The sequence below is a fragment of the Halarchaeum grantii genome, assembly GCF_014647455.2.
Classification (GTDB): Archaea; Halobacteriota; Halobacteria; order Halobacteriales; family Halobacteriaceae; genus Halarchaeum; species Halarchaeum grantii.
On record NZ_BMPF01000001.1, the window covers coordinates 894,038 to 913,853 of the forward strand.

Below are 19,816 nucleotides of genomic sequence, written 5' to 3' on the forward strand. Positions count from 1 at the left end.
GCTCGCACACGAGCGCGACCGACGCGGTTTCTGAGCGGTCTCTAGTCTTCTGCGCCCGCGAGCGCGCGCAAGCGCTCGGCGCCGGCGCGCGTCCCCTTCGCGAGCAGCACGTCGCCAGCGCGGAGGGCGGTGGCGGGACCGGGCTGGATGACCCACGCGTCCTCGGTGTCGGCGCGGAGGCCGCTCGCGGCGTCGGCGTCGGCCTCGGGGCGGCGAACGGCGATGACGCGCATCCCAGTCGCCGTCTTCACGGCGGCGTCCCCGAGCGTCGTCCCGTCGAGGTCGGAGTCGGGGGCGACGGCGACGCGGACGATGACCTCGTCGGACTCCTCGACGGCTTCTTGGACGACGACGTGCGTGTCCAACCCCCGGAGGACGCCCTCGGAGATCTCGAGGGCGGCGTCGCTGATGACTTCGGTGGCGTTCGCGATCTGGACGAGGCCGCGCAGGGAGACGGGGTCGGCGACGTCGGCGGCGGCCCGGAGCGTCCACGCCTCGAAGCGCGCCTCGAGGGCGTCGACTTCGGCTTCGAGTTCGACGACCTCCTCGGCGATGTCGTCGCTGTCGAAGAGGACGCTCCCGTAGGCGAGGTCGACGGCGAGTTCGCTCATGTTCTTCATGAGGACGAGCGAGTCGACGGCGCGTTCGAGGTCGGCGATGTCGGGGTCGGCGGGCTCGGGGGGGTCGTACGTCGCGCCGGTCGCGCGCTCGTAGACGTCGCCGATGGACTCCTCGGGGCCGCGGAGGAGGAGGACGTCGCCGGCTTCGAGCGCCGTCGTCGGGCCGGGGTTCGGGTTCCAGTCGCCGCCGCGCCGGACGGCGATGACGCGCACGCCGGTCTCGGTCTCGAGGTTGACGTCGGCGAGCGTGCGGCCGGCGTAGGCGGAACTCGCGGCGAGTTCGGCGCGCACGAGGCGCTCGACGGCCTCGGGGAGCGCGTCGCGGATGGCGTCCGGGAGGCCGGCCTCCTCGAGGACGACTTTGGCGATGTCGCCGCTCGCGTCGGAGACCTTCTCGGCGGCGCCGATGATGCCGAGGACGGGTGCGAGCGCTTCGGCGTCCTCGGGGTTGCGCGCGGCGAGCAGGAGGCTCATCCGGGCGCGCAACTGGAGGACGTCCATGCGCTCTTCGAGTTCGAGGACTTCCTCGGCGATGGCCGGACTCCCGTGGAGGACCGCCGAGTAGGAGAGGTCGATGAGGAGTTCGGCGGTGTCCTTCATCTCCGCGAGGAGGTCCTTGACGCTCGCGGGTTCGTACTCGACGCGGCCGGGCATGGTGGGGAGACGGCGGCGAGCGATAAAAACACCCGTGGGTGAATCGGCCTCGCGACCGCGCGGTTCGGCGACGAACTCGCCGGCAAGTCGTTCATCCATCCGGAACGCGGCGGTACCATCGTTGTGATTCGCGCACGTTCGGCCGGTATTTCCGCGACGACGGCGGTACTATCCGGTGAAATCGTACGCCCGGTCACCGGTCGAGCATGGATAATAGGCAACCCTTTTGCAACACCGTGAAAAACCGTCGGGTATGTCCGACGAACTCAAGAAGGGGCTCGAGGGTGTGCTCGTGGCTGAGTCCGATCTCAGCTACATCGACGGCGACGAGGGCCGCCTCGTCTATCGTGGGTACACCATCGAGGACCTCGCGCGTGAGGCGTCGTACGAAGAGGTCCTCTACCTCCTCTGGCACGGCGAACTCCCGACCGAGAGCGAACTCGAGACGTTCGCGTCCGCGATGGCCGAAGAGCGCGCCGTCGACGACGCCGTCCTCGAGACCGTTCGGGACCTCGCGGAAGCCGACGAAGTTCCGATGGCCGCCCTGCGCACGGCGGTCTCGGAGCTCTCCGCGTTCGACGACGCCGCCGACGGCGAGGACCCCACGGACCGCGAGGCGAACCTCGCGAAGGGCAAGCGCATCACCGCGAAGATCCCGACGGTCATCGCGGCGTTCACGCGCATCCGCGACGGCGCCGAGCCCGTCGCGCCCCGCGAGGACCTCAGCCACGCCGCGAACTTCCTCTACATGCTGAACGGCGAGGAGCCCGACGACGTGATGGAGGACGTCTTCGATCAGGCGCTCGTCCTGCACGCCGACCACGGTCTGAACGCCTCGACGTTCTCCGCGATGGTGACGTCCTCGACGCTCGCGGACCTCCACTCGGCGGTCACGTCCGCGGTCGGAACGCTCGGCGGCAGCCTCCACGGCGGCGCGAACCAGAACGTCATGGAGATGCTGAAGGAGGTCGACGAGTCCGCGAAGGACCCCGTTCAGTGGGTGACGGACGCCCTCGACAACGGCAAGCGCGTCGCCGGCTTCGGCCACCGCGTCTACAACGTCAAGGACCCGCGCGCGAAGATCCTCAGCGAGCAGTCGGAAGAGCTCGGCGAGGCCGCCGGCGACACGAAGTGGTACGAGATGAGCGTCGCCATCGAGGAGTACATGGCCGAGGAGAAGGGTCTCGCGCCGAACGTCGACTTCTACTCCGCGACGACCTACTACCAGATGGGCATCCCCATCGACATCTACACGCCCATCTTCGCGATGAGTCGCGTCGGCGGCTGGATCGCACACGTCCTCGAGCAGTACGAGGACAACCGCCTCATCCGCCCGCGTGCGCGTTACGTCGGTCCCACGGACCAGACGTTCACACCCATCGACGAGCGGTAAGCGGGTGGCGGCGCGGCGGCACGTTTTTCGCGTTCTACACGGCGAGCGGCGCGTCGGTATCGCCGTCGGTGCTACCAGCGGTGCGTCTGCGGGTCGGAGCGTGAGTACGCGGGAGACGGCGCGCGCTCGGACGGTCAGACCGTCTGCGCGATGACGCCGCTGGTGCGCACGAAGAAGTAGCAGAGGAAGGCGAGCGCGAGCAGCCACTGGCCGAGGCGAACGTCGTCGTACTCGCCGACGGCGGTCTTCACGACGGGGTAGGAGATGATGCCGGCGGCGATACCGTACGCGATGGAGTAGGCGAACGGCATGACGATGACGGTGAGGGCGGCGGGAACGGCGAAGGTGAGGTCGTCCCACGCGATTTCGGCGACGTTCGAGAGCATGAGGATGCCGACGACGACGAGGACGAGGTGGCTCGCGTACGTCGGGACGGCGACGGCGAGCGGGACGACGGCGAGGCTGAGGAGGAAGAGGCCGGCGATGACGAGCGCGGTCATCCCCGTCCGGCCGCCCTCCTCGACGCCGGTGGAGGACTCGACGAACGTGGTGACGGTGGAGGTGCCGAGGATGCCACCGACGGTGGTGCCGATGGCGTCCGCCATGAGCGGTTTGTCGATGTCGGGGAAGTTCCCGTCCTCGTCGAGGAAGCCGGCCATCTGGCCGACGCCGACGAGGGTACCGGCGGTGTCGAAGAAGTCGACGAAGAAGAACGTGAAGACGACGAGCGCGAAGGTGACGCCCTCGACGTTCTGGAGGCCGGTGACGAAGCTCCCGGCGAGCGGCGCGATGTTGTAGCTCGCGGCGTCGTACGTGATGGGCGCGCCGGGCGCGAGCGAGACGGACTTCAGCGTGACGCCGTAGAGTTCGGCGGCGCGTTCGGGGGAGTACGCGCTGAATCCGAGCGCGGACGCGGCGTAGCCCGCGATGCTCGTGAGGATGATGCCGAGGATGACGCTCCCGCGAATGCCGCGAGCGTAGAGCGCGAGCGTGACGAGGAGGCCGACGACGCTGAGGATGGCGATGGGGTCGCTCGCGAACGCCGGGTTGAACGTGAGGTAGGTGCTGGGGTCGCCTGCCACGACGCGCATCTCTTCGAGGCCGATGATGGCGAGGAAGAGCCCGATACCGGCGCCGACGGCGAGTTTGACGGGTTCGGGGAAGAGCCTGATGACGTACTCGCGCGCGCCGACGGCGGTGAGGACGATGAAGACGACGCCCTCGACGACGACGGCGGCGAGCGCGGTCTGCCACGGGATACCGAGGCCCAGGACGACGGTGAAGGCGAAGAAGGCGTTGAGGCCGAGACCGGGCGCCTGCCCGAACGGCCGGTTGGCGTAGACGGCCATGACGAACGTCGCGACGGCGGCGCTGAGGAGCGTGACCACCGCGATCATCTGGAACGTCCGCGTCGCGCTGACGCCGTCGATCTGGATGGCCTGCGAGAGGAGCGCGGGGTTGACGACCACGATGTACGACATCGTGAGGAAGGTCGTGATCCCGGCGATCACCTCCGTCCGGAGGTCCGTGTCGTGTTCGTCGAAGCCGAAGTAGTCGGCGAGTGAGTCCGTGAGCCCCATGTCGTATGCACGTGGATAGTTTTTGCCGCTGACTTAACCCTTACCAACTCGGTTGCGTAAGAGTGGTTATTTTTGACTACTATTCGGAAGGAGGATACACGTACGTGCCGGGAAAGAGCGTCAGTCGAGGTGGACGAGCGCGCCCGTCGGCGCGCCGGTGCGGTCGGTCGCGCGCTCGATGCCCTCGTCGCCGGCGGCGATGAGCGCGAAGACGCCCCCGACGGACGCGTCGGCGGTGTCGACGATGTCGAGGAGGAGCTCCTGGGTCTCGCCCGAGCGGATGAGGTCGTCGACGACGAGCACGGTCTCGCCGGCGTCCACCGCCGAGGCGGGGAGGTAGTAGGTGAGTTCGATGCCGGAGTCGAGGCGCTGGCGGGCCTCGATGAACTCATCAACGGCCGTCTCCTTCGACTTCTTCGCGTACGCACAGCGCGCGTCGTAGTAGGAGGCGAGCGACGCGGCGAGCGTGATGCCGTCGGTGGCGGCGGTGAGGACGACGTCCGGGCGCTCGAAGTCGAAGGACTCGGCGGCGACGGGCGCGACGAGGTCGAGGAACGCCTGATCGAAGACGACGCCGGAGTTGTCGACGTAGCCTTCGTCGTCGAGGCGGACGCGCTCGGAGAGTTCCTCGCGGAGGACGCGCTCGCCCACCTCGGCGACGACGTCGCTCGCGCGCTCGGCGCTCGGGAGGACGTGTCCGTTCACGTAGCGGTTCAGGTCGCCCGCCGGCAGACCGGTCTCCGCCGCGAGTTCGTCGTACGTCCGCGTCTCCTTCAGCGTCCGCAGGACGGAGACGGCGCGTAGCTGGAGGGCGGCCTTCTCTGCGCGGTTCATACCGCCACTCACGGTTGCAAAAACTTGAATACCTCGAATCGGTTTCGAGTGCGAAACAGCCAGCGTTGCGTAATCGTGCCTTACTCGTCGGCGTCGAGCAGTTCGGTGGCGGTGACGAGCGCCTCCATCTCGACGCCGTGTTCGGCGAGCAGCTCCTCGCCGCCCTCCTCGCGGTCGACGACGAGGAGCGCGCGGTTCACTTCCGCGCCCGCGTCCCGAAGCGCCTCGACGGCGTCGACGGCGGACTGCCCCGTGGTGGCGATGTCCTCGACGACGACGATCTCCTCGCCCTCGCTGAGGCGGCCCTCGATTCGGTTGGCGGTGCCGTACTCCTTGGCCTTCTTGCGCGCGATGACGTAGGGGACGTCCGCCGTGATGGCCGTCGCCGCCGCGAGCGGGACGCCGCCGAGCGCGACGCCGCCGAGTTTCGCGTCGTCGTCGACGCGCTCGGCGAACGCCTCCGCGATGAGGCGCAGACAGCGCGGGTCCGTCTCGAAGAGGTACTTGTCGACGTAGTAGTCGGAGGTGCCGCCGTGGGACAGCTCGAACTCGCCGTACTGCACCGCGTCGGCGTCCTGCAGGGCCGTGATGAGCGCGTCGTCCGTCATTGCTCGAACTGGCGGCGGCGAGGCCGATAAACGACCCGATCGGCGCTGGCGGGCGCACGAGCCGGGAGGCCGCGTCGAGGGGCGGCGGCGCGCGCTACCACGGCTCCTCCTTCAGCCCGAGGAGGTAGGCCCCGGCGTTCGTGAGGACGTGGAGGACGGGCGTGAGGACGAGGACGGCGAGGACGACGGGGAGGGTGAAGGTGGCGCGGAACCACGCGGGCGCGACGAGCGCGGCGAGCACGAGCGCGACCACCACGAAGTCGAGTTGGTCGAGGAGGGGGAAGGCGGCGCCGCGCTCGCGGCCGCTCCGGCGCTTCACGAACGAGGCGAGGATGTCGCCGAGCATCGCGCCGAACGGGAGCGCGAGCGCGACGGCGAGCGGGAACGCCGGGAGCGCGACGCCGGTCGCGCCCGCGAGCGCGGGCCGGGCGACGTTGAGCGCGCCCGCGAGCGCGGCGCCCGCGAGTGTGCCGACGAGCGTGCCGCGCCACGTCTTCCCGTCGCCGAGGAGCCGCTTCCCGTCGCGCCACGTCCGTCCGCCGTCGATGGGTCGGCCGCCGCCCGCGAGGACCGCCGCGTTGTTCGGGACGTAGGCGGGGAGCATCGTCCAGAACGCGACGGCGACGGCCGTGACTGCGTCCATGCCTCTCGGGACTGGTGCCGGGCGCTTAACGACTGGGTATCGCCGGCGGCAGTAGTTAAGGCGCTCCCGGCGGAATCGGGTGACGTGATCCCGCCCATCGCGTCGCGGTTCGTCGCCGGTGAGACGGCCGCGGAAGCCCTCGAGCACGTCGAGTCGCTGAACGACCGGAACGTCTCGGCCATCCTGAACCTGCTCGGCGAACACTACCACGAGCGCGCGCCGGCGGACGCGGACGCGGAGACGTATCGGACGCTCGTCTCCGACATCACGGACGCGAACGTCGACGCCTGCCTCTCGGTGAAGCCATCGCAGATCGGCCTCGGGGTCGGCCCGGACGTCTTCGAGGAGAACCTCGGGCGCATCGTCGAGGCCGCCGCCGCCGAGGACGTCTTCGTCTGGGTGGACATGGAGGACCACGGGACGACGGACGCGACGCTGGACGCCTACGAGCGCTACGCGCGCGAGTACGACGGCGGCGTCGGCGTCTGCGTGCAGGCGAACCTGCGGCGGACGGGCGAGGACCTCGCGCGCCTCGCCGACGTCCCGGGGAAGGTCCGCCTCGTGAAGGGCGCGTACGACGAGCCCGGCGAGGTCGCCTACCGGAACAAGGCGGACGTGAACGAGCGCTACCGACAGCACCTCGAGTTCCTCTTCCGGGAGTTCGATTCGGGCGTCGCGGTCGGCAGTCACGACCCCGCGATGATCGAGTACGCACGGGAGCTCCACGCGGAGCACGGGACGCCCTTCGAGTTCCAGATGCTCATGGGCGTCCGCGAGGACGCGCAGTTCGACCTCGCCGGCGAATACGACGTCTACCAGTACGTCCCCTACGGCGGGAAGTGGTTCCAGTACTTCTCCCGGCGGATGACCGAGCGCCGCGAGAACCTCCTGTTCGGGCTGCGCGCGATCCTCGGTCGCTGACCCGCCTCGAGTAACCCTTATCTGCGCGCCGGCTAACCACTATCACAATGAGCACGTGGAAGCGGGACGCGGCGAGCGGCCTCATCGTCGTCGTTCCGGTACTCGTCACGCTCTACCTCATCTACTGGGTGTTCGCGAAGATAGCCGTTCTCGCGCTCGCCGCCACGCAGCTCCAGAACCCGTATCTGGCGGTGGTGCTGTCGCTGCTCGTCTTCGTGCTCGTCATCTTCGCCATCGGCTACCTGATGCGGACGGCGCTCGGGACGTTCCTCGAAGGCCAACTCGACGACGCGATGAACAGCCTCCCGGGGCTCAGGATCATCTACAACGCGTCGAAGATGGCGATCGAGACGGCGCTGAGCGGCACGGAGGAGTTCCAGAAACCCGTGAAGGTCGAGGCGTGGGAGGGCATGCGGATGACGGCGTTTCGGACGGGGCAGCGGGCACCGGACGGCCGCGAGCTGCTCTTCATCCCGACGTCGCCGAACATCACGTCGGGCTTCGTCGTCGAAGTCGACTCCGAGGACATCATCGAGACCGGCGAGTCGGCCGAGGACGCCCTGACGCGCGTTCTCTCCGCCGGGTTCGGGAGCAGCGAGGAGGAGGACCTCGGGAGGTACATCGATTCGGCGGACGGCGACTCGGCGGACGAGAAGGGGGAGTCGCGGTGACGGCGGTGACGGCCGCGACGTGAGGTCGTAGGGCTTTATCCGGCGGGGACCAGAATCACCGACTCGATGGACGCTTGGCTGTGGGTGCTCGCCGCCATACTGCTGGTGTGGGCGCTCGTTACGACCCTCGACCGGAACGACGTGCTCCCCGAGTACGTCGGCACGATGGGGCCGATGGTGACCGTGCACACGAAGCGCGGGCGCGCGCTGCTGAACTGGCTCGCACGGCCGACGCGCGCGTGGCGGGCGTGGGGGAACCTCGGCCTCGGCGCGGCGCTGATGGTCGGCCTCGGGATGTTCGCGTTCCTCGTCGCGAGCGCCGCGAGCATCGTCCAGAACCCGCCGGCGGCGACGTCGGCGGTCTCACAGCCACGGAACATCCTCGTCATCCCGGGCGTGAACGACTTCCTCCCGCTGGACGTCGCGCCCGAAATCGTCCTCGGCCTCCTCATCGGCATGATCGTCCACGAAGGCGGCCACGGCATCATGTGTCGCGTCGAGGACATCGACATCTCCTCGATGGGCGTCGTCCTCCTCGCGGTCATCCCGATGGGCGCGTTCGTCGAACCGGACGAGGAGAGCCAGCAGCGCGCCGACCGCGGCGGGAAAGCCCGGATGTTCGCGGCGGGCGTGACGAACAACTTCCTCCTGACCGCGCTCGTCTTCCTCTGTCTGTTCGGCCCCGTCGCGGGCGCGATCTCGGTCGCGCCCGGCGCCGCCGTCGGGAGCGCGCTCACCGCGTCGCCGGCCTCGCAGGCCGACATCGGGCAGGGCGACCGCATCGTCGCCGTCGGGAACCAGAGCGTCGCGAACAACACCGAGTTCGAGGCGACGCTGTCGGCGCTCGAAGACCGGCGCGTGGCCGTCGAGCTCGCGTCGGGGGAGACGGCGACGGTGAACCGCTCGCTCCTGGTGCGCGCGGCGCCGACGGCGGGACCGTTCGCGTCCGTCTCCATCAACACGACCGTGACGGCGGTGAACGGGACGCCCGTCTACACGCGCGCGGGCTTCGAACGCCTCGCCGCGAACCACACGATGGCGTCGCTCACCCTCCTGAACCGCACGTCGGGCGAGACGCGGACGGTATCGGGACCGCTCGGCGCGCTCGCCATCGTCCAGCCCGACGGCCCGGCCGCACGGAGCGGCGTCCCGAGCGGTGACCCCGTCGTCATCACGCGCCTCGACGGCGAGCGAGTCGTCGACTACGACGACGTGAGCGCGGCGCTCGCGGACACGGACGCCGGCGAGGACGTCGACGTGACCGCGTACGCGAACGGGTCGTTCGAGAACTACACCGTCACGCTCGGCGAGAGCCCGAACTCCGAGGTGGGCTACCTCGGCATCCTTGGGACGTACGGCACCTCGGGTATCTCCTTCACGGACTTCGGCGTCCACCTCTACGAGGCGGGGACGTACCTCTCGTACGTGAGCGGTGAGACGGCCGGCGGCGGCATCGCCGGCTTCGTGCGCGCCGTCGCGGCGACGCTCTTCCTCCCGTTCATCAGCGTCATCGACCCCGGGCTCACCTACAACTTCGCGGGCTTCTACGGCTGGAACCTCAACTTCTTCGCCGTCGAGGGCCCGCTCGCCGCGCTCGGCGGCGGCGCATTCTTGCTCGCGAACGCCCTCTTCTGGACCGGCTGGATCAACCTCAACCTCGCGTTCTTCAACTGCATCCCGGCGTTCCCGCTGGACGGCGGCCACCTCCTGCGGACGAGCGCGGAAGCCGTCGTCTCCCGCCTCCCCATCGAGGAGAAACGCGCGGCCGTCCGCGCGATCACCACGGGCATCGGGCTCATCATGGGCGTCAGCCTCGTGCTGCTCGTCTTCGGCCCGCAGCTGCTCGGGTAGGCTCAGGCGCGACTGGAAAAGCCCTTGGGGGCGCCGACCGAACTCTCGGCTATGGTTGAAGCCCCCGAGACGGCGGAGGGCTGGTACGCCCTGCACGACTTCCGGACCATCGATTGGGACGCGTGGCGCGACGCCCCCGAGCGCGAGCGCGAGCGGGCACTGGAGGAGGCCGCGGCCTTCCTCGAGCACCGCGAGGCGCTCGCGCGGAGCGACGAGGGCGACTCCGCGACGTTCAGCGTGCTCGGCCACGAGGCCGACCTCCTGTTCGTCCACTTCCGCCCGACGCTCGACGAACTGAACCGGATCGAACGCTCCTTCGAGGGGACGGCGTTCGCCGAGTACACCGAGCGCAGTTACTCCTACGTCTCCGTCACGGAGGTGTCGGGCTACGTGAGCGACGACTACTTCGAGGACCCGGAGAGCGTCGACGACGGCCTGCGCCGCTACATCGAGGGGAAGCTCACCCCGGAGATCCCCGAGGACACCTACGTCTCCTTCTACCCGATGAGCAAGCGCCGCCGGCCCGAGCAGAACTGGTACGACCTCTCCTTCGAGGAGCGCGCCGACCTCATGGCGGGCCACGGCGACCTCGGCCGCGAGTACGCCGGAAAGATCTCGCAGGTCATCGCCTCCTCCGTCGGCCTCGACGACTGGGAGTGGGGCGTGACGCTCTTCGGCGACGACCCGACGGACATCAAGGACATCGTCTACGAGATGCGCTTCGACGAGGCCTCCTCGAAGTACGGCGAGTTCGGCTCCTTCTACGTCGGCCGGCGCTTCCCGCCCGCGGACCTCCCGGCGTTCATGGCCGGCGAGTCCGTCCCCGTCCCCGAGGACGAACGCGAGCACGGTGACGAGCACGCACACGGCCACGGCGAGGACACCCACCACGACGGCCACGTACACGGCCACACCGAGGACGCCGAGGGCGAGGACGGCGGCGAGGCGTCGCTCCGCGAGGAGCTCGCGGACCTCGACGTCTACGCCGGCCAGCCGCACGGCGAGGACGTCTACGCCGTCGGCCTCTACTCCGAGGCCGACGTCGACGAACTCGAGGACGCCGTCGACGAACTCGCGGAGAGCTTCGACCACTACGACACACACGACGGCACGGTCGTCTACGCGCCCGTCGACGGCGACGGACCCGCCGCCGTCGTCTCCCTCTGGGAGACTCAGAGCGCCGCCGACACCGCCGCCGGCTTCCTCTCCGACCTCCCCGGCATCACGGAGCGCGTCGGCGACGCCGACGCCGGCTGGGGGACGATGGGGATGTTCTACACCGTCAAGCCCGAGCACCGCGAGGACTTCGTCGAGAAGTTCGACGCCGTCGGCGACGCGCTCGCCGGCCAGGACGGCCACCGCGAGACGCGCCTCCTTCAGGAGACCGAGGACGAGAACGCCTTCTTCATCGACTCGCGCTGGGAGTCGAAGGACGACGCGATGGCGTTCTTCCGCTCGGACGCCTTCCGCGACACCGTCCAGTGGGGCCGCGACGTCCTCGCGGATCGCCCGCGTCACGTCTTTTTGGCCTGACCGTCTCGCCGTAGACGCACTTGCTTCGTGCCGGGCGTCGCCCCCGCTCGGCCCGACCCCCTGCCTTCCGGTGGAAAACACGGTACCGCATCGGGGAAGCCGCCCCGAGGGTCACTTTCACTCCGGTCTCGGCTGGCGGGTCAGTCCGCCAGCAGGCCGGCGTCGCGGAGGTCGTCGCCGTCGACGCTCGTCCGGTAGTCCTCGTGGGCCATCCCGTCGAAGCGCTCGACGCCGAAGTTCTCCGCGTAGAGGTCGGCGACGCGCGCCTGCTCGTCCTCGCTGAGGCGGGGCGTCTCGGGGGTCGCGCTCCACTCCTCGATGTCCGCCTTCGAGCGGAACGTCGGCGTCACCGACGCCACCTCCTCAGTGGAGAGGAGCCACTGGATGGCCGCCTGTCCCATCGTGCGCTCGCCGTCGCGCTCGAGGAAGCGCAGCGCCTCCACCTTCTCCCACCCCGTCTCGTACCACTCGTCCGGGCGGAAGCCCCGATGGTCGCCCGCCTCCAGTTCGGTCTCCGGGGTGACCTGCTCGTTCAGCAGGCCCGAGGAGTGCGGGACGCGCGGGATGAGGCTCGTCGAGGAGTCGTGCTCGCGGACGTGCTCGAGGAAATGCTGGTGGACGTCCTGCTCGAGGAGGTTCCCGACGTACTGGACGCCGTCGAACTCCCGCTCGATGGCGAACTCGCCCTCGGCGAGCCAGCCGATGGACGGGCCGAGCGCGAGACCGATGGCGCCCACCGCGCCCCCCTCGCGGAGTTCGTCCAGCAACTCGAGGACGTCCGGCGTCAGCTCCTCGACGTTCGCGTTGTGGAGCTGGAGGTAGTCCACGTAGTCCGTTCCGAGCCGCTCCAGCGAGCGCTCGACGGCGTCGCGGAGGTAGTCGGCGTCCATCTCCTTTGGGAGTTCGCCGTGGCCGGCCTGCGGGTTGTTGTAGAAGTCGTAGCCGACCTTCGTCGCGACCACCAGCTCGTCGTGCTCGGCGAGCACCTCCCCCACGAGTTCCTCCGAGCGGCCGTGGCCGTAGACGTCGCCCGTGTCGAAGTACGTGATGCCCTGCTCGACGGCGTACTCCATCATCTCGACGGCGTCGGACTCGTCGCGGTCACCCCACCAGTCGGTGCCGACGGTCCACGCGCCGAACCCGACTTCGCTGACCTCGATACCGGAGTCCCCGAGTTCGCGATAGCGCATACGCGACGATTGGGGCGAGCGACACTTAGCGGGTACGGTTCCGCCGGCGACTCCCCGGTTCGTCCGCGAAACCCGCAGACGCTCGCCGCGACGTCAGCCCTTTTGTCCGCGCCGGCCGTCCACACCAGTATGCTCGAACTCTACCAGTCCGAAGGCTGCCCGCACTGCGAGAAAGTTCGCCGGAAGCTCAGCGAACTCGGCGTCTCCTACGTCATCCACAACCCCCGCCTCCCCGGCGGCATGGGCGGCGACGTCACCAACGAGGTCACCCACGAGGAACTCACCGCCGGCGGCGAGGACCAGATCCCCTACCTCGTCGACACCGAGCGCGAAGTCACGATGTACGAGAGCGACGACATCGTCGAGTACCTCGACGAGCACTACGCGTAGCGCGGCGGTTTCCGGTTTTCTCGCGAGGGCGTCGACGCCGAGACGCGACGCTCCTCGGTCAGCCGTACGCAGGAGAAGTGCACCGGCCGGGAATTGAACCCGGGCTATGAGCTTGGGAAGCTCATGTCCTACCACTAGACCACCGGTGCACTGCGCTTCGCTTGTGCACCGTGACTCACAAACCCTTCGGGTTTGTTCACCACCGGTGCGCTCGTTTCACTCACCCACCGTGCATCGCGGAACGCCGTCCCGCTCAACACCGGTGCGCTCGCTTCGCTCGTGGTTAATCCGCTCTCCCACTTGAACGTAGCGTTTCGGGAGTGGACGACCGTCCACCTTCGGGCGGGCGGCGAGTGGGTTTTAGTCGCGTGCGGGCGAAGCGCCGACGATGACGGATATCGACCCACTGGACCTGCGTTTCTCGGCGGACGAACTCGCGGACGTGCGCGACCGCATCGAGTCGTTCATCGAGGAGCGACTCGACGCCGCAGGCGCGGAGCGGGCCGTTCTCGGCCTCTCCGGCGGCGTCGACTCGACGACGACGGCCTATCTCGCCGTGGAGGCGCTCGGTCGGGAGAACGTCCACGGCCTCGTGATGCCGGGCGAGGTGAGCGACGCGGACAACATGAGCGACGCCGAGCGCGTCGCCGAGGAGCTCGGAATCGAGTACGACGTCTTCGAGATCAACCCGATCGTCGAGGAGTTCCTGAACGCCGTCCCCGAAGCGGAGGGCGAGAAGATCGCCGTCGGGAACGCGCGCGCTCGGACGCGCGCCGTGCTGAACTACCTCGTCGCGAACCACGAGAGCGGGCTCGTGCTCGGGACGGGGAACCGCACGGAGGCCGCGATCGGCTACTTCACGAAGTACGGCGACGGCGCGGTGGACTGCCACCCGCTCGGGAACCTCTACAAGCAGCAGGTCCGCCAGCTCGCCGCCGACCTCGGTGCCGCCGAGGAGCTCGTGGAGAAGACGCCAACGGCCGGGCTCTGGGCGGGCCAGACCGACGAGGAGGAGATCGGCATGGGCTACGACACGCTCGACGCGATCATCGCGCTCACGGTCGACGGGCAGGTCCCGCCGGAGGCGACCGCCGACATCGCGGAGACGACCCTCGCGAACGTCGAGCACGTCCGCGACCTCCACGCGCGAAGCGAGCACAAGCGCCACGTGCCGCCCGCGCCCGAGTCGACGTTCTGAGCGCGACTCGCGGATGCCGCCGGGGCGACGTGTGAGCGCGCGTCGGCGCTTTCCAAAGGTCTTTGCCGCTCGCCGGGCTACATTCGGCTAATGGAAGAGGCCGACCGGGCCCGCGCCGCCGCGCGCGAGGCAGTTCGGGACGTCGAACCCGCCGACCTCCGCGCCGCCATCGACGAGCGACTCGCGGAGGGCTCCGTCGTTCCGGGCGTGCTCGTTCTCCTGAGCGCACGCGCGGTCCCGGGACAGGCCGAGGCGGACGGCCTCGCCGACCGCACGGCCGGCGTCCAACTCGTCTACGAGGGGCTCGCGCTCACGCGCGAACTCGTCGAATCGGAGCCGTGGCTGGTGAGCGACGCCTCCGACCAGCCAGCCGACCTCGACGTCCTCGCGGCGGACGTCCTCGTCGCGCGCGGCTTTCGCCTGCTCGCGCGCACCGACGCGGCCGACGCCGCCGTCCACACCGTCCGCGAGTTCGGCCGCGAGCGCACCGACGCGGCCGACGGCGTCGAGTCGTCCGCGCGGAGCCTCGAAGCGTCCGTCTTCGACCTCGCGGTCGTCGCGGGCGCGACGGCGACCGGCGCCGAGCCGCCGCGCGCGCTCCGCCAGTACGCGGTCGGCCTCGCGGACTCGTGGGGGACGCCACCGCTCGGCAATCCGGCGGACGTCCTCCCGGAGACCATCGAGGACGTCCTCGCGCGCGTCGCCGGCGCGCCCGCCGCCGACGGCGACGCCGTCCGCCCCTCGGCGACCGACCACTGACGTCGCCGGCGCGAGTCCAGTCCCGTCGGGCGGTTCGCGCGACGCATCCGAATCGAAACCCCTAAAGTCGGAACCGAACTACGAAAGAGTGCCTGCCTGGGTAGCTTAGCGGTAAAGCGCGTCCTTGGTAAGGACGAGAGCGCGGGTTCAAATCCCGCCCTAGGCTCTTCTCACGACGACACGCTCGACGAGAAGTCGATGCTGTCGCGAAGTAGACAGAAAGACGCGTCGCTCACCGGTCGGAACGCGAGAACGGGGAGGGGAATAGAGCGCGTCGAGCGGATGGGAACGTGTGGAACGCGCTCAGCCGAGTGGAGTGTCCCGATACACCTAAAGCTTCGTCAGACGGCAGTCAGGGGAAGGACTACGGCGGGCGCGCGCCACCGCGATGTATGCACGGAACTGGTGTGCCGCTCGTGACGCCGTTCGACGACGCGGGTACCGTGGATCACGGTGCGCTCCGCGAGCTCACGGACTGGGTGACGGGGCGCGGCGTCGATTTCGTGGTGCCGTGCGGGTCGAACAGCGAGTCGGAGCTGTTGACGCTCGAGGAGCGCGCGGCGGTCGTCGAGACGGTGGCGGAGGCCGCGCCGGCCGAGACGCCGGTGCTCGCGGGGACGGGCCATCCGGGGCTGGTGGAGACGCGCGAGCAGACGCGGCGCGCGGCGGCGGCGGGCGCGGACGCGGCGCTCGTCGTCTCGCCGTACTACTACAAGCACGCGGAGGCGTCGATCGGCGCGTACTATCGCGAGGTCGCGGACGACGCGGCCCTCCCGGTCTACCTCTACAACGTCCCGAAGTACACGGGCGTCACGCTCTCGCCGGCGCTCGTCGCGGACCTCGCCGGGCACGCGAACGTGGCGGGGCTGAAGGACTCGGGGGGCGACCTGGAGACGCTGCTGCGGTTCGTGGAGTCGACGCCGGACGACTTCGCGGTGTTCGCGGGGAGCGGCGGGACGTACGCACACGCGCTGGAGGCGGGCGCGGACGGCGGGATTCTCGCGTTCGCGAACGTCCTCCCGGAGCGCGCGGCCGAGGTGTATCGGCTCCACGAGGCGGGGAAGGACGCGGAGTCCCGGCAGGTGAACCGGCGGTGTGCGGCGGTGAACCGCGCGGTGACGAGCGAGCACGGCGTTCCGGGGCTGAAGGCGGCGATGCGTGCGCGCGACCTGCCGGCGGGTCGGGCGCGCAGTCCGCATCGGCCGGTGGCGTCCGATATCGAGACGTCGATTCAGTCGCTGGTCGCGGACGCGCTTCCCTAGCGCTCGGTCGGGGTGGCGCGCGTCGCGGTGGCCTTGAACGAGGCGACGACCGGGTGTCCGACCCGGAGGCCGAGGCGCTCGACGCTGTCGACGGTGAGGAGGGCGTCGAGCGCCGTGTCCGCGCCGACGTCGACGCGGACGCGGGCGACGGCGTCGCCGGATTCGACGCGCTCGACGGTCCCCTCGAAGCGGTTGCGCGCGCTCGTGGCGTCCGCCGACGGGGCGTCGTCGGGCGCGTGGAGCGTGACGGCGTCCGCGCGGACGGCGACGTCGACGGCGTCCGCGTCGGGGGGGACGAGCGCGCGAACGACACCGGCGTCGGTCTCGACGGTGCCGAGTTCGCCGTCGCGGTCGACGACGGTGCCGGAGAGGACGGCGACGGTGGTCTCGGCGATGGCGGCGTAGCCCGCTCGCAGGCGCTCGAAGCGCGCGAGGAGCGCGTACGCGTCCTCGGTGAGCGCGGTGCCGCCGCCGGAGGCGCCGCCGCGCGTGCGCTCCACGAGCGGGCCGAAGGCGGCCTCGAGGTCGTCGAGGCGGCCGTGGGCGCGCGAGTAGGAGCGCCCGAGGCGCTCGGCGGCGGCGTTCAGCGACCCGGTCGCGTCGATGGCGCGGAGGAGCGCGGCGTCACGAGCGCCGAACGCGACGTCGTCGGCGTGCAGTCGGGCGTCGAAGCCGGCGTCCATACGCTCCCTATCCGTCGGCCGAGCAAAACGGTTATGTCGCCGAGGAGGCATCGTTGTATCCATGTCGGAACAACGGTCGCGGCGGGCGTTCCTCGCGGCGGTCGGCGCGACGGGACTCGCGGGACTCGCCGGCTGTGGCGGGACGGGCGGTGACGGGGCGTCGGGGACGGAGGTGTCGAGCACCGGCGCGTCGAGCACCGAGCGCGCGGCGTCCGGCGCCGCCGACGCGCTGACCGTCTTCCACGCCGGCAGTCTCGGCGCGGCGTTCGACGACCTCGAAGCCGCGTACACGGCCGCGAACGACGTCTCGGTCACGCAGGAGTCCGGCGGCTCCGTGCGCTCCACGAAGAAGGTCACGCAGCCACCGCACCGGAGCGCGGACGTCCTCGCCGTCGCCGACTACCGCCTCCTCCGGGACGGGCTCCTCCCGGAGTACGGCGACTGGTACGCGCTCTTCGCGACGAACGCGATGACCGTCGCGTACACCGACGAGTCCGCGTACGCCGACGCGTTCACGCCCGAGAACTGGTGGAACGTCCTCGCGCGCGACGACGTGGCGGTCGGCCACTCCGACCCCGCCGTCGACCCGAACGGCTACCGCGCGCGCATGGCGATGGCGCTCGGCGCGACCCCCTTCGAGGGCGAGGCGCTCTACGACGACGCCGCCGCCGAGGCGATGCGCGAGAACGCGACGGTGCCCGCGAGCGACGAGGTCGACCTGCTCAGCCAGCTCCACTCCGGGAAACTCGACTACGCGTGGTCCTATCGCTCCTTCGGCGCGAGCCACGACGTCCGCACCATCGACCTCCAGCCCGAGGTCGACCTCTCGCGAGCGACGGAAGCGTACGCCGAGCACTACGCGACGGTCTCCGTCGACGCCGGCGGCACGACGTACACAGGCGGCCCCATCGCCTACGGCGTCACCGTCCCGAGCACCGCCGCACATCCCGACCGGGGCGCCGACTACGTCGCGTTCGCGCTCGGCGAGGGCGCGCGCGTCCTCCGCGAGAACGGCTTCGACGTCCTCGACACCGCCGTCGTCCCCGCCGCGCACGCCGACGCCGTCCCCGAGCCGGTGGCGGTGCACGCCGAGGCCCGCGAATCGCTCGGCCCGCTCGCGCTCTGAGCGATGCGCACGCCGACCCTCGACGCGCGCACGCTCGTCCTCGCCGTCGCCGGCGTCCAACTCGCCGCGTTCGCGGTCGCGAGCGCGCTCGGTCGCCCCACGCTCTACGTCGTCTTCGCCGTCGCGAGCGCCGGCGTCCTCGGAGCGAGCGCCGGTCGCGGCGCGTTCGGCGTCGTCGCCGCGCTCTGCGGGGGCACGCTCCTCGTCGCGCTCGCCTACCCGCTCGCGACGCTCGCGACGTTCACGACGCCGGGGGCCGTCCTCGACGCCCTCGCGCGCCCGGACGTCCAGCGGACGCTCTACGTCTCCGTCTACGCCCCGCTGCTCGCGACGCTCCTCGCGACCGTTCTGGGCGTTCCGCTCGCCCTCCTCCTCCGCCGGGGCTTCACCGGCCGCCCCGTGGTCGAGGCGCTCGTCGACCTCCCGCTCGTCGTCCCGCACAGCGTCGCCGGCCTCGCCGTGCTCCTCGCGTTCGGCGAGAGCGGCGCGTTCCCGACGCTCCCCGTCCTCGGCGCGATGCCCGGCCTCGTCCTCGCGCTCGCGTTCGTCGCCGCGCCCTACCTCGTGAACGGCGCGCGCGAGGGGTTCGAAGCCGTCGACCGCGACGCCGAACGCGCCGCGCGCTCGCTCGGCGCGTCGCGCTTCGAGACGTTCCGCCGCGTCACCGGCCCGCTCGCGGTTCGCGGGGTCCTCTCGGGCGCCGTCCTCTCGTGGGGCCGCGCCGTCTCCGAGTACGGCGCCGTCGCCGTCGTCGCCTACAACGTCACCGTCTTCTACCCGCCGGCGGGCGAGCGCGTGCAGGCGATGTTCGGCTCCGTCTTCGTCGTCCACGAACTCGACGTGAACTTCGAGTCCGCCGTGTCGGTCGCCGTCCTCCTCCTGCTCGTCTGCGTCGCCGTCTTCCTCGCCGTCCGCGCGCTCACCCGGGAGACCGGGAGGTGGACCTGAATGCTCCGCGTCGACCTCCGCGCGAGCGTCGGCGACGCCGGGAGCGCGTTCGACGTCGCCGCCGACCTCACCGTTCGGGACGGCGAGACGCTCTGCCTCCTCGGCCCCTCCGGGAGCGGGAAGACCGTCCTCCTCGAAGCGCTCGCGGGCTTCCGGGAGTACGCGGGCGGCGTCGAACTCGACGGCCGCAGCCTCGACGGCCGCCCGCCCGAGGATCGAGGCGTCGGCTTCGTCTTCCAGCAGTACGCGCTCTTCGAGCACCTGAGCGTCCGCGAGAACGTCGCGTTCGGCGCGAAGTACCACGACGACACCCGCGACCCGGACGCGCTCCTCGAACGCCTCGGCGTCGCCGACCTCGCGGACAGGGCGCCGGCGACGCTCTCCGGCGGCGAGAAACAGCGCGTCGCGCTCGCCCGCGCGCTCTGCGTCCGCCCCGACGCCTTCCTCCTCGACGAACCGCTCTCCGCGCTCGACGCGCCGACGCGCGAGCGCCTCCGCGCGGACCTCCTCACCCTCCTCGCCGACGAGACCGCCGTCTACGTCACGCACGACCGCACGACCGCGCGCGCCGTCGCCGACCGCGTCGCCGTCCTCCGGGACGGTCGCGTCGCGCACGTCGGCCCCACCGACGAGGTGTTCGAGCGCCCCGAGAGTCGCTTCGTCGCCGAGTTCACCGGTGCGAACGCCGTCGAGAGCGCGCGCCTCCCCGCCGGCCTCGACGCGCCCGACGGCCTGCTCGCCGTCCGCCCCGAGCACGTCACGCTCGATGCGGGCGGCGTCCCCGCGTCCGTCGAACGCGTCGTCCGCGAGGACGCCGTCTACCGCGTCACGCTCGACGTCGGCGACGCCGAACTCGTCGCCTACACCGCCGACCGGCCGCCCGCCGAGACGACCGTCGCCGTCGACGCCGCGCGCTGGCACCGCATCGCGTGAGCTATGACTTTATCCGCCG

19 protein-coding genes and 2 tRNA genes are annotated in these 19,816 nt (G+C 70.6%); 13 read left to right on the forward strand and 8 right to left on the reverse strand.

All coding sequences use genetic code 11. From position 1 onward, the window contains the following. Positions 1 to 41: 41 nt before the first annotated feature. A complete protein-coding gene (locus IEY12_RS04865; RefSeq protein ID WP_188879750.1) occupies positions 42 to 1,274 on the reverse strand; it encodes a potassium channel family protein in 1,233 nt (410 codons plus the stop codon). 253 nt (positions 1,275 to 1,527) lie between these two features. Here IEY12_RS04865 and citZ point away from each other — a divergent pair, with 253 nt between their 5' ends. Further along, positions 1,528 to 2,667 (forward strand): citrate synthase, encoded by a 1,140-nt coding sequence (gene citZ, locus IEY12_RS04870; RefSeq protein ID WP_188879752.1) that lies wholly within the window; start codon positions 1,528 to 1,530, stop codon positions 2,665 to 2,667. 134 nt (positions 2,668 to 2,801) lie between these two features. Here citZ and IEY12_RS04875 read toward each other — a convergent pair whose 3' ends face one another. The 4 genes from IEY12_RS04875 to IEY12_RS04890 form a co-directional block, all read right to left on the reverse strand. Next, positions 2,802 to 4,247: an NCS2 family permease gene (locus IEY12_RS04875; protein WP_188879755.1), complete on the reverse strand. Its 1,446-nt coding sequence runs from the start codon at positions 4,245 to 4,247 to the stop codon at positions 2,802 to 2,804. 120 nt (positions 4,248 to 4,367) lie between these two features. Continuing rightward, positions 4,368 to 5,081, reverse strand: coding sequence for a phosphoribosyltransferase family protein (locus IEY12_RS04880; protein WP_123075048.1), 714 nt, complete (start codon positions 5,079 to 5,081; stop codon positions 4,368 to 4,370). An 80-nt stretch (positions 5,082 to 5,161) separates the two neighbouring features. After that, a complete protein-coding gene (gene pyrE / locus IEY12_RS04885; RefSeq protein ID WP_123075046.1) occupies positions 5,162 to 5,689 on the reverse strand; it encodes an orotate phosphoribosyltransferase in 528 nt (175 codons plus the stop codon). Positions 5,690 to 5,783: 94 nt separating this feature from the next. Further along, positions 5,784 to 6,332: a CDP-2,3-bis-(O-geranylgeranyl)-sn-glycerol synthase gene (locus tag IEY12_RS04890; protein WP_188879759.1), complete on the reverse strand. Its 549-nt coding sequence runs from the start codon at positions 6,330 to 6,332 to the stop codon at positions 5,784 to 5,786. Between the two features lie 84 nt (positions 6,333 to 6,416). Between IEY12_RS04890 and IEY12_RS04895 the strand changes: the two genes are divergently transcribed. The 4 genes from IEY12_RS04895 (at position 6,417) to IEY12_RS04910 (ending at position 11,308) form a co-directional block, all read left to right on the forward strand. Further along, positions 6,417 to 7,253, forward strand: coding sequence for a proline dehydrogenase family protein (locus IEY12_RS04895; RefSeq protein WP_188879761.1), 837 nt, complete (start codon positions 6,417 to 6,419; stop codon positions 7,251 to 7,253). 47 nt (positions 7,254 to 7,300) lie between these two features. After that, the gene (locus IEY12_RS04900) at positions 7,301 to 7,924 is read left to right on the forward strand and encodes a DUF502 domain-containing protein (RefSeq protein ID WP_188879763.1); all 624 of its coding nucleotides are present in this window, start codon (positions 7,301 to 7,303) and stop codon (positions 7,922 to 7,924) included. Between the two features lie 66 nt (positions 7,925 to 7,990). Beyond that, complete coding sequence (locus IEY12_RS04905; RefSeq protein ID WP_188879765.1) at positions 7,991 to 9,775, forward strand: site-2 protease family protein; 1,785 nt, start codon at positions 7,991 to 7,993, stop codon at positions 9,773 to 9,775. Between the two features lie 51 nt (positions 9,776 to 9,826). Continuing rightward, positions 9,827 to 11,308: a heme-binding protein gene (locus IEY12_RS04910; RefSeq protein WP_188879770.1), complete on the forward strand. Its 1,482-nt coding sequence runs from the start codon at positions 9,827 to 9,829 to the stop codon at positions 11,306 to 11,308. Positions 11,309 to 11,448: 140 nt separating this feature from the next. Here the strand turns inward: IEY12_RS04910 and IEY12_RS04915 are convergent, their stop codons facing one another. Beyond that, positions 11,449 to 12,498, reverse strand: coding sequence for an aldo/keto reductase (locus IEY12_RS04915; protein ID WP_188879772.1), 1,050 nt, complete (start codon positions 12,496 to 12,498; stop codon positions 11,449 to 11,451). Positions 12,499 to 12,627: 129 nt separating this feature from the next. Here IEY12_RS04915 and IEY12_RS04920 point away from each other — a divergent pair, with 129 nt between their 5' ends. Further along, entirely contained in the window at positions 12,628 to 12,888 is a 261-nt protein-coding gene (locus IEY12_RS04920) for a glutathione S-transferase N-terminal domain-containing protein (protein ID WP_123075032.1), read from the forward strand. 78 nt (positions 12,889 to 12,966) lie between these two features. Here the strand turns inward: IEY12_RS04920 and IEY12_RS04925 are convergent. Then, positions 12,967 to 13,037, reverse strand: a tRNA-Gly gene (locus IEY12_RS04925). Between the two features lie 239 nt (positions 13,038 to 13,276). Between IEY12_RS04925 and IEY12_RS04930 the strand changes: the two genes are divergently transcribed. From IEY12_RS04930 to IEY12_RS04945, 4 genes are all read left to right on the forward strand, one after another. After that, positions 13,277 to 14,086 (forward strand): NAD+ synthase, encoded by an 810-nt coding sequence (locus IEY12_RS04930; protein WP_188879774.1) that lies wholly within the window; start codon positions 13,277 to 13,279, stop codon positions 14,084 to 14,086. Between the two features lie 90 nt (positions 14,087 to 14,176). After that, positions 14,177 to 14,845, forward strand: coding sequence for a DUF7114 family protein (locus IEY12_RS04935; RefSeq protein ID WP_188879783.1), 669 nt, complete (start codon positions 14,177 to 14,179; stop codon positions 14,843 to 14,845). Positions 14,846 to 14,939: 94 nt separating this feature from the next. Further along, positions 14,940 to 15,011 (forward strand) — tRNA-Thr (locus IEY12_RS04940). A 226-nt stretch (positions 15,012 to 15,237) separates the two neighbouring features. Continuing rightward, positions 15,238 to 16,107 (forward strand): dihydrodipicolinate synthase family protein, encoded by an 870-nt coding sequence (locus tag IEY12_RS04945; RefSeq protein WP_188879787.1) that lies wholly within the window; start codon positions 15,238 to 15,240, stop codon positions 16,105 to 16,107. Here the strand turns inward: IEY12_RS04945 and IEY12_RS04950 are convergent. Continuing rightward, positions 16,104 to 16,790 (reverse strand): TOBE domain-containing protein, encoded by a 687-nt coding sequence (locus IEY12_RS04950; RefSeq protein WP_188879790.1) that lies wholly within the window; start codon positions 16,788 to 16,790, stop codon positions 16,104 to 16,106. The two genes, IEY12_RS04945 and IEY12_RS04950, sit on opposite strands and share 4 nt — an antisense overlap. A 61-nt stretch (positions 16,791 to 16,851) precedes the next feature. On the opposite strand from IEY12_RS04950, the gene IEY12_RS04955 reads away from it, so the two are divergent. Genes IEY12_RS04955 through IEY12_RS04965 form a run of 3 tightly spaced genes read left to right on the forward strand, consistent with a single transcriptional unit; the run spans position 16,852 to position 19,797 of the window. Beyond that, positions 16,852 to 17,916: an extracellular solute-binding protein gene (locus IEY12_RS04955; RefSeq protein WP_188879792.1), complete on the forward strand. Its 1,065-nt coding sequence runs from the start codon at positions 16,852 to 16,854 to the stop codon at positions 17,914 to 17,916. A 3-nt stretch (positions 17,917 to 17,919) separates the two neighbouring features. Further along, the gene (locus tag IEY12_RS04960) at positions 17,920 to 18,864 is read left to right on the forward strand and encodes an ABC transporter permease (protein WP_188879794.1); all 945 of its coding nucleotides are present in this window, start codon (positions 17,920 to 17,922) and stop codon (positions 18,862 to 18,864) included. Further along, positions 18,865 to 19,797, forward strand: coding sequence for an ABC transporter ATP-binding protein (locus IEY12_RS04965; protein ID WP_188879797.1), 933 nt, complete (start codon positions 18,865 to 18,867; stop codon positions 19,795 to 19,797). The last annotated feature ends 19 nt before the right edge of the window (positions 19,798 to 19,816 follow it).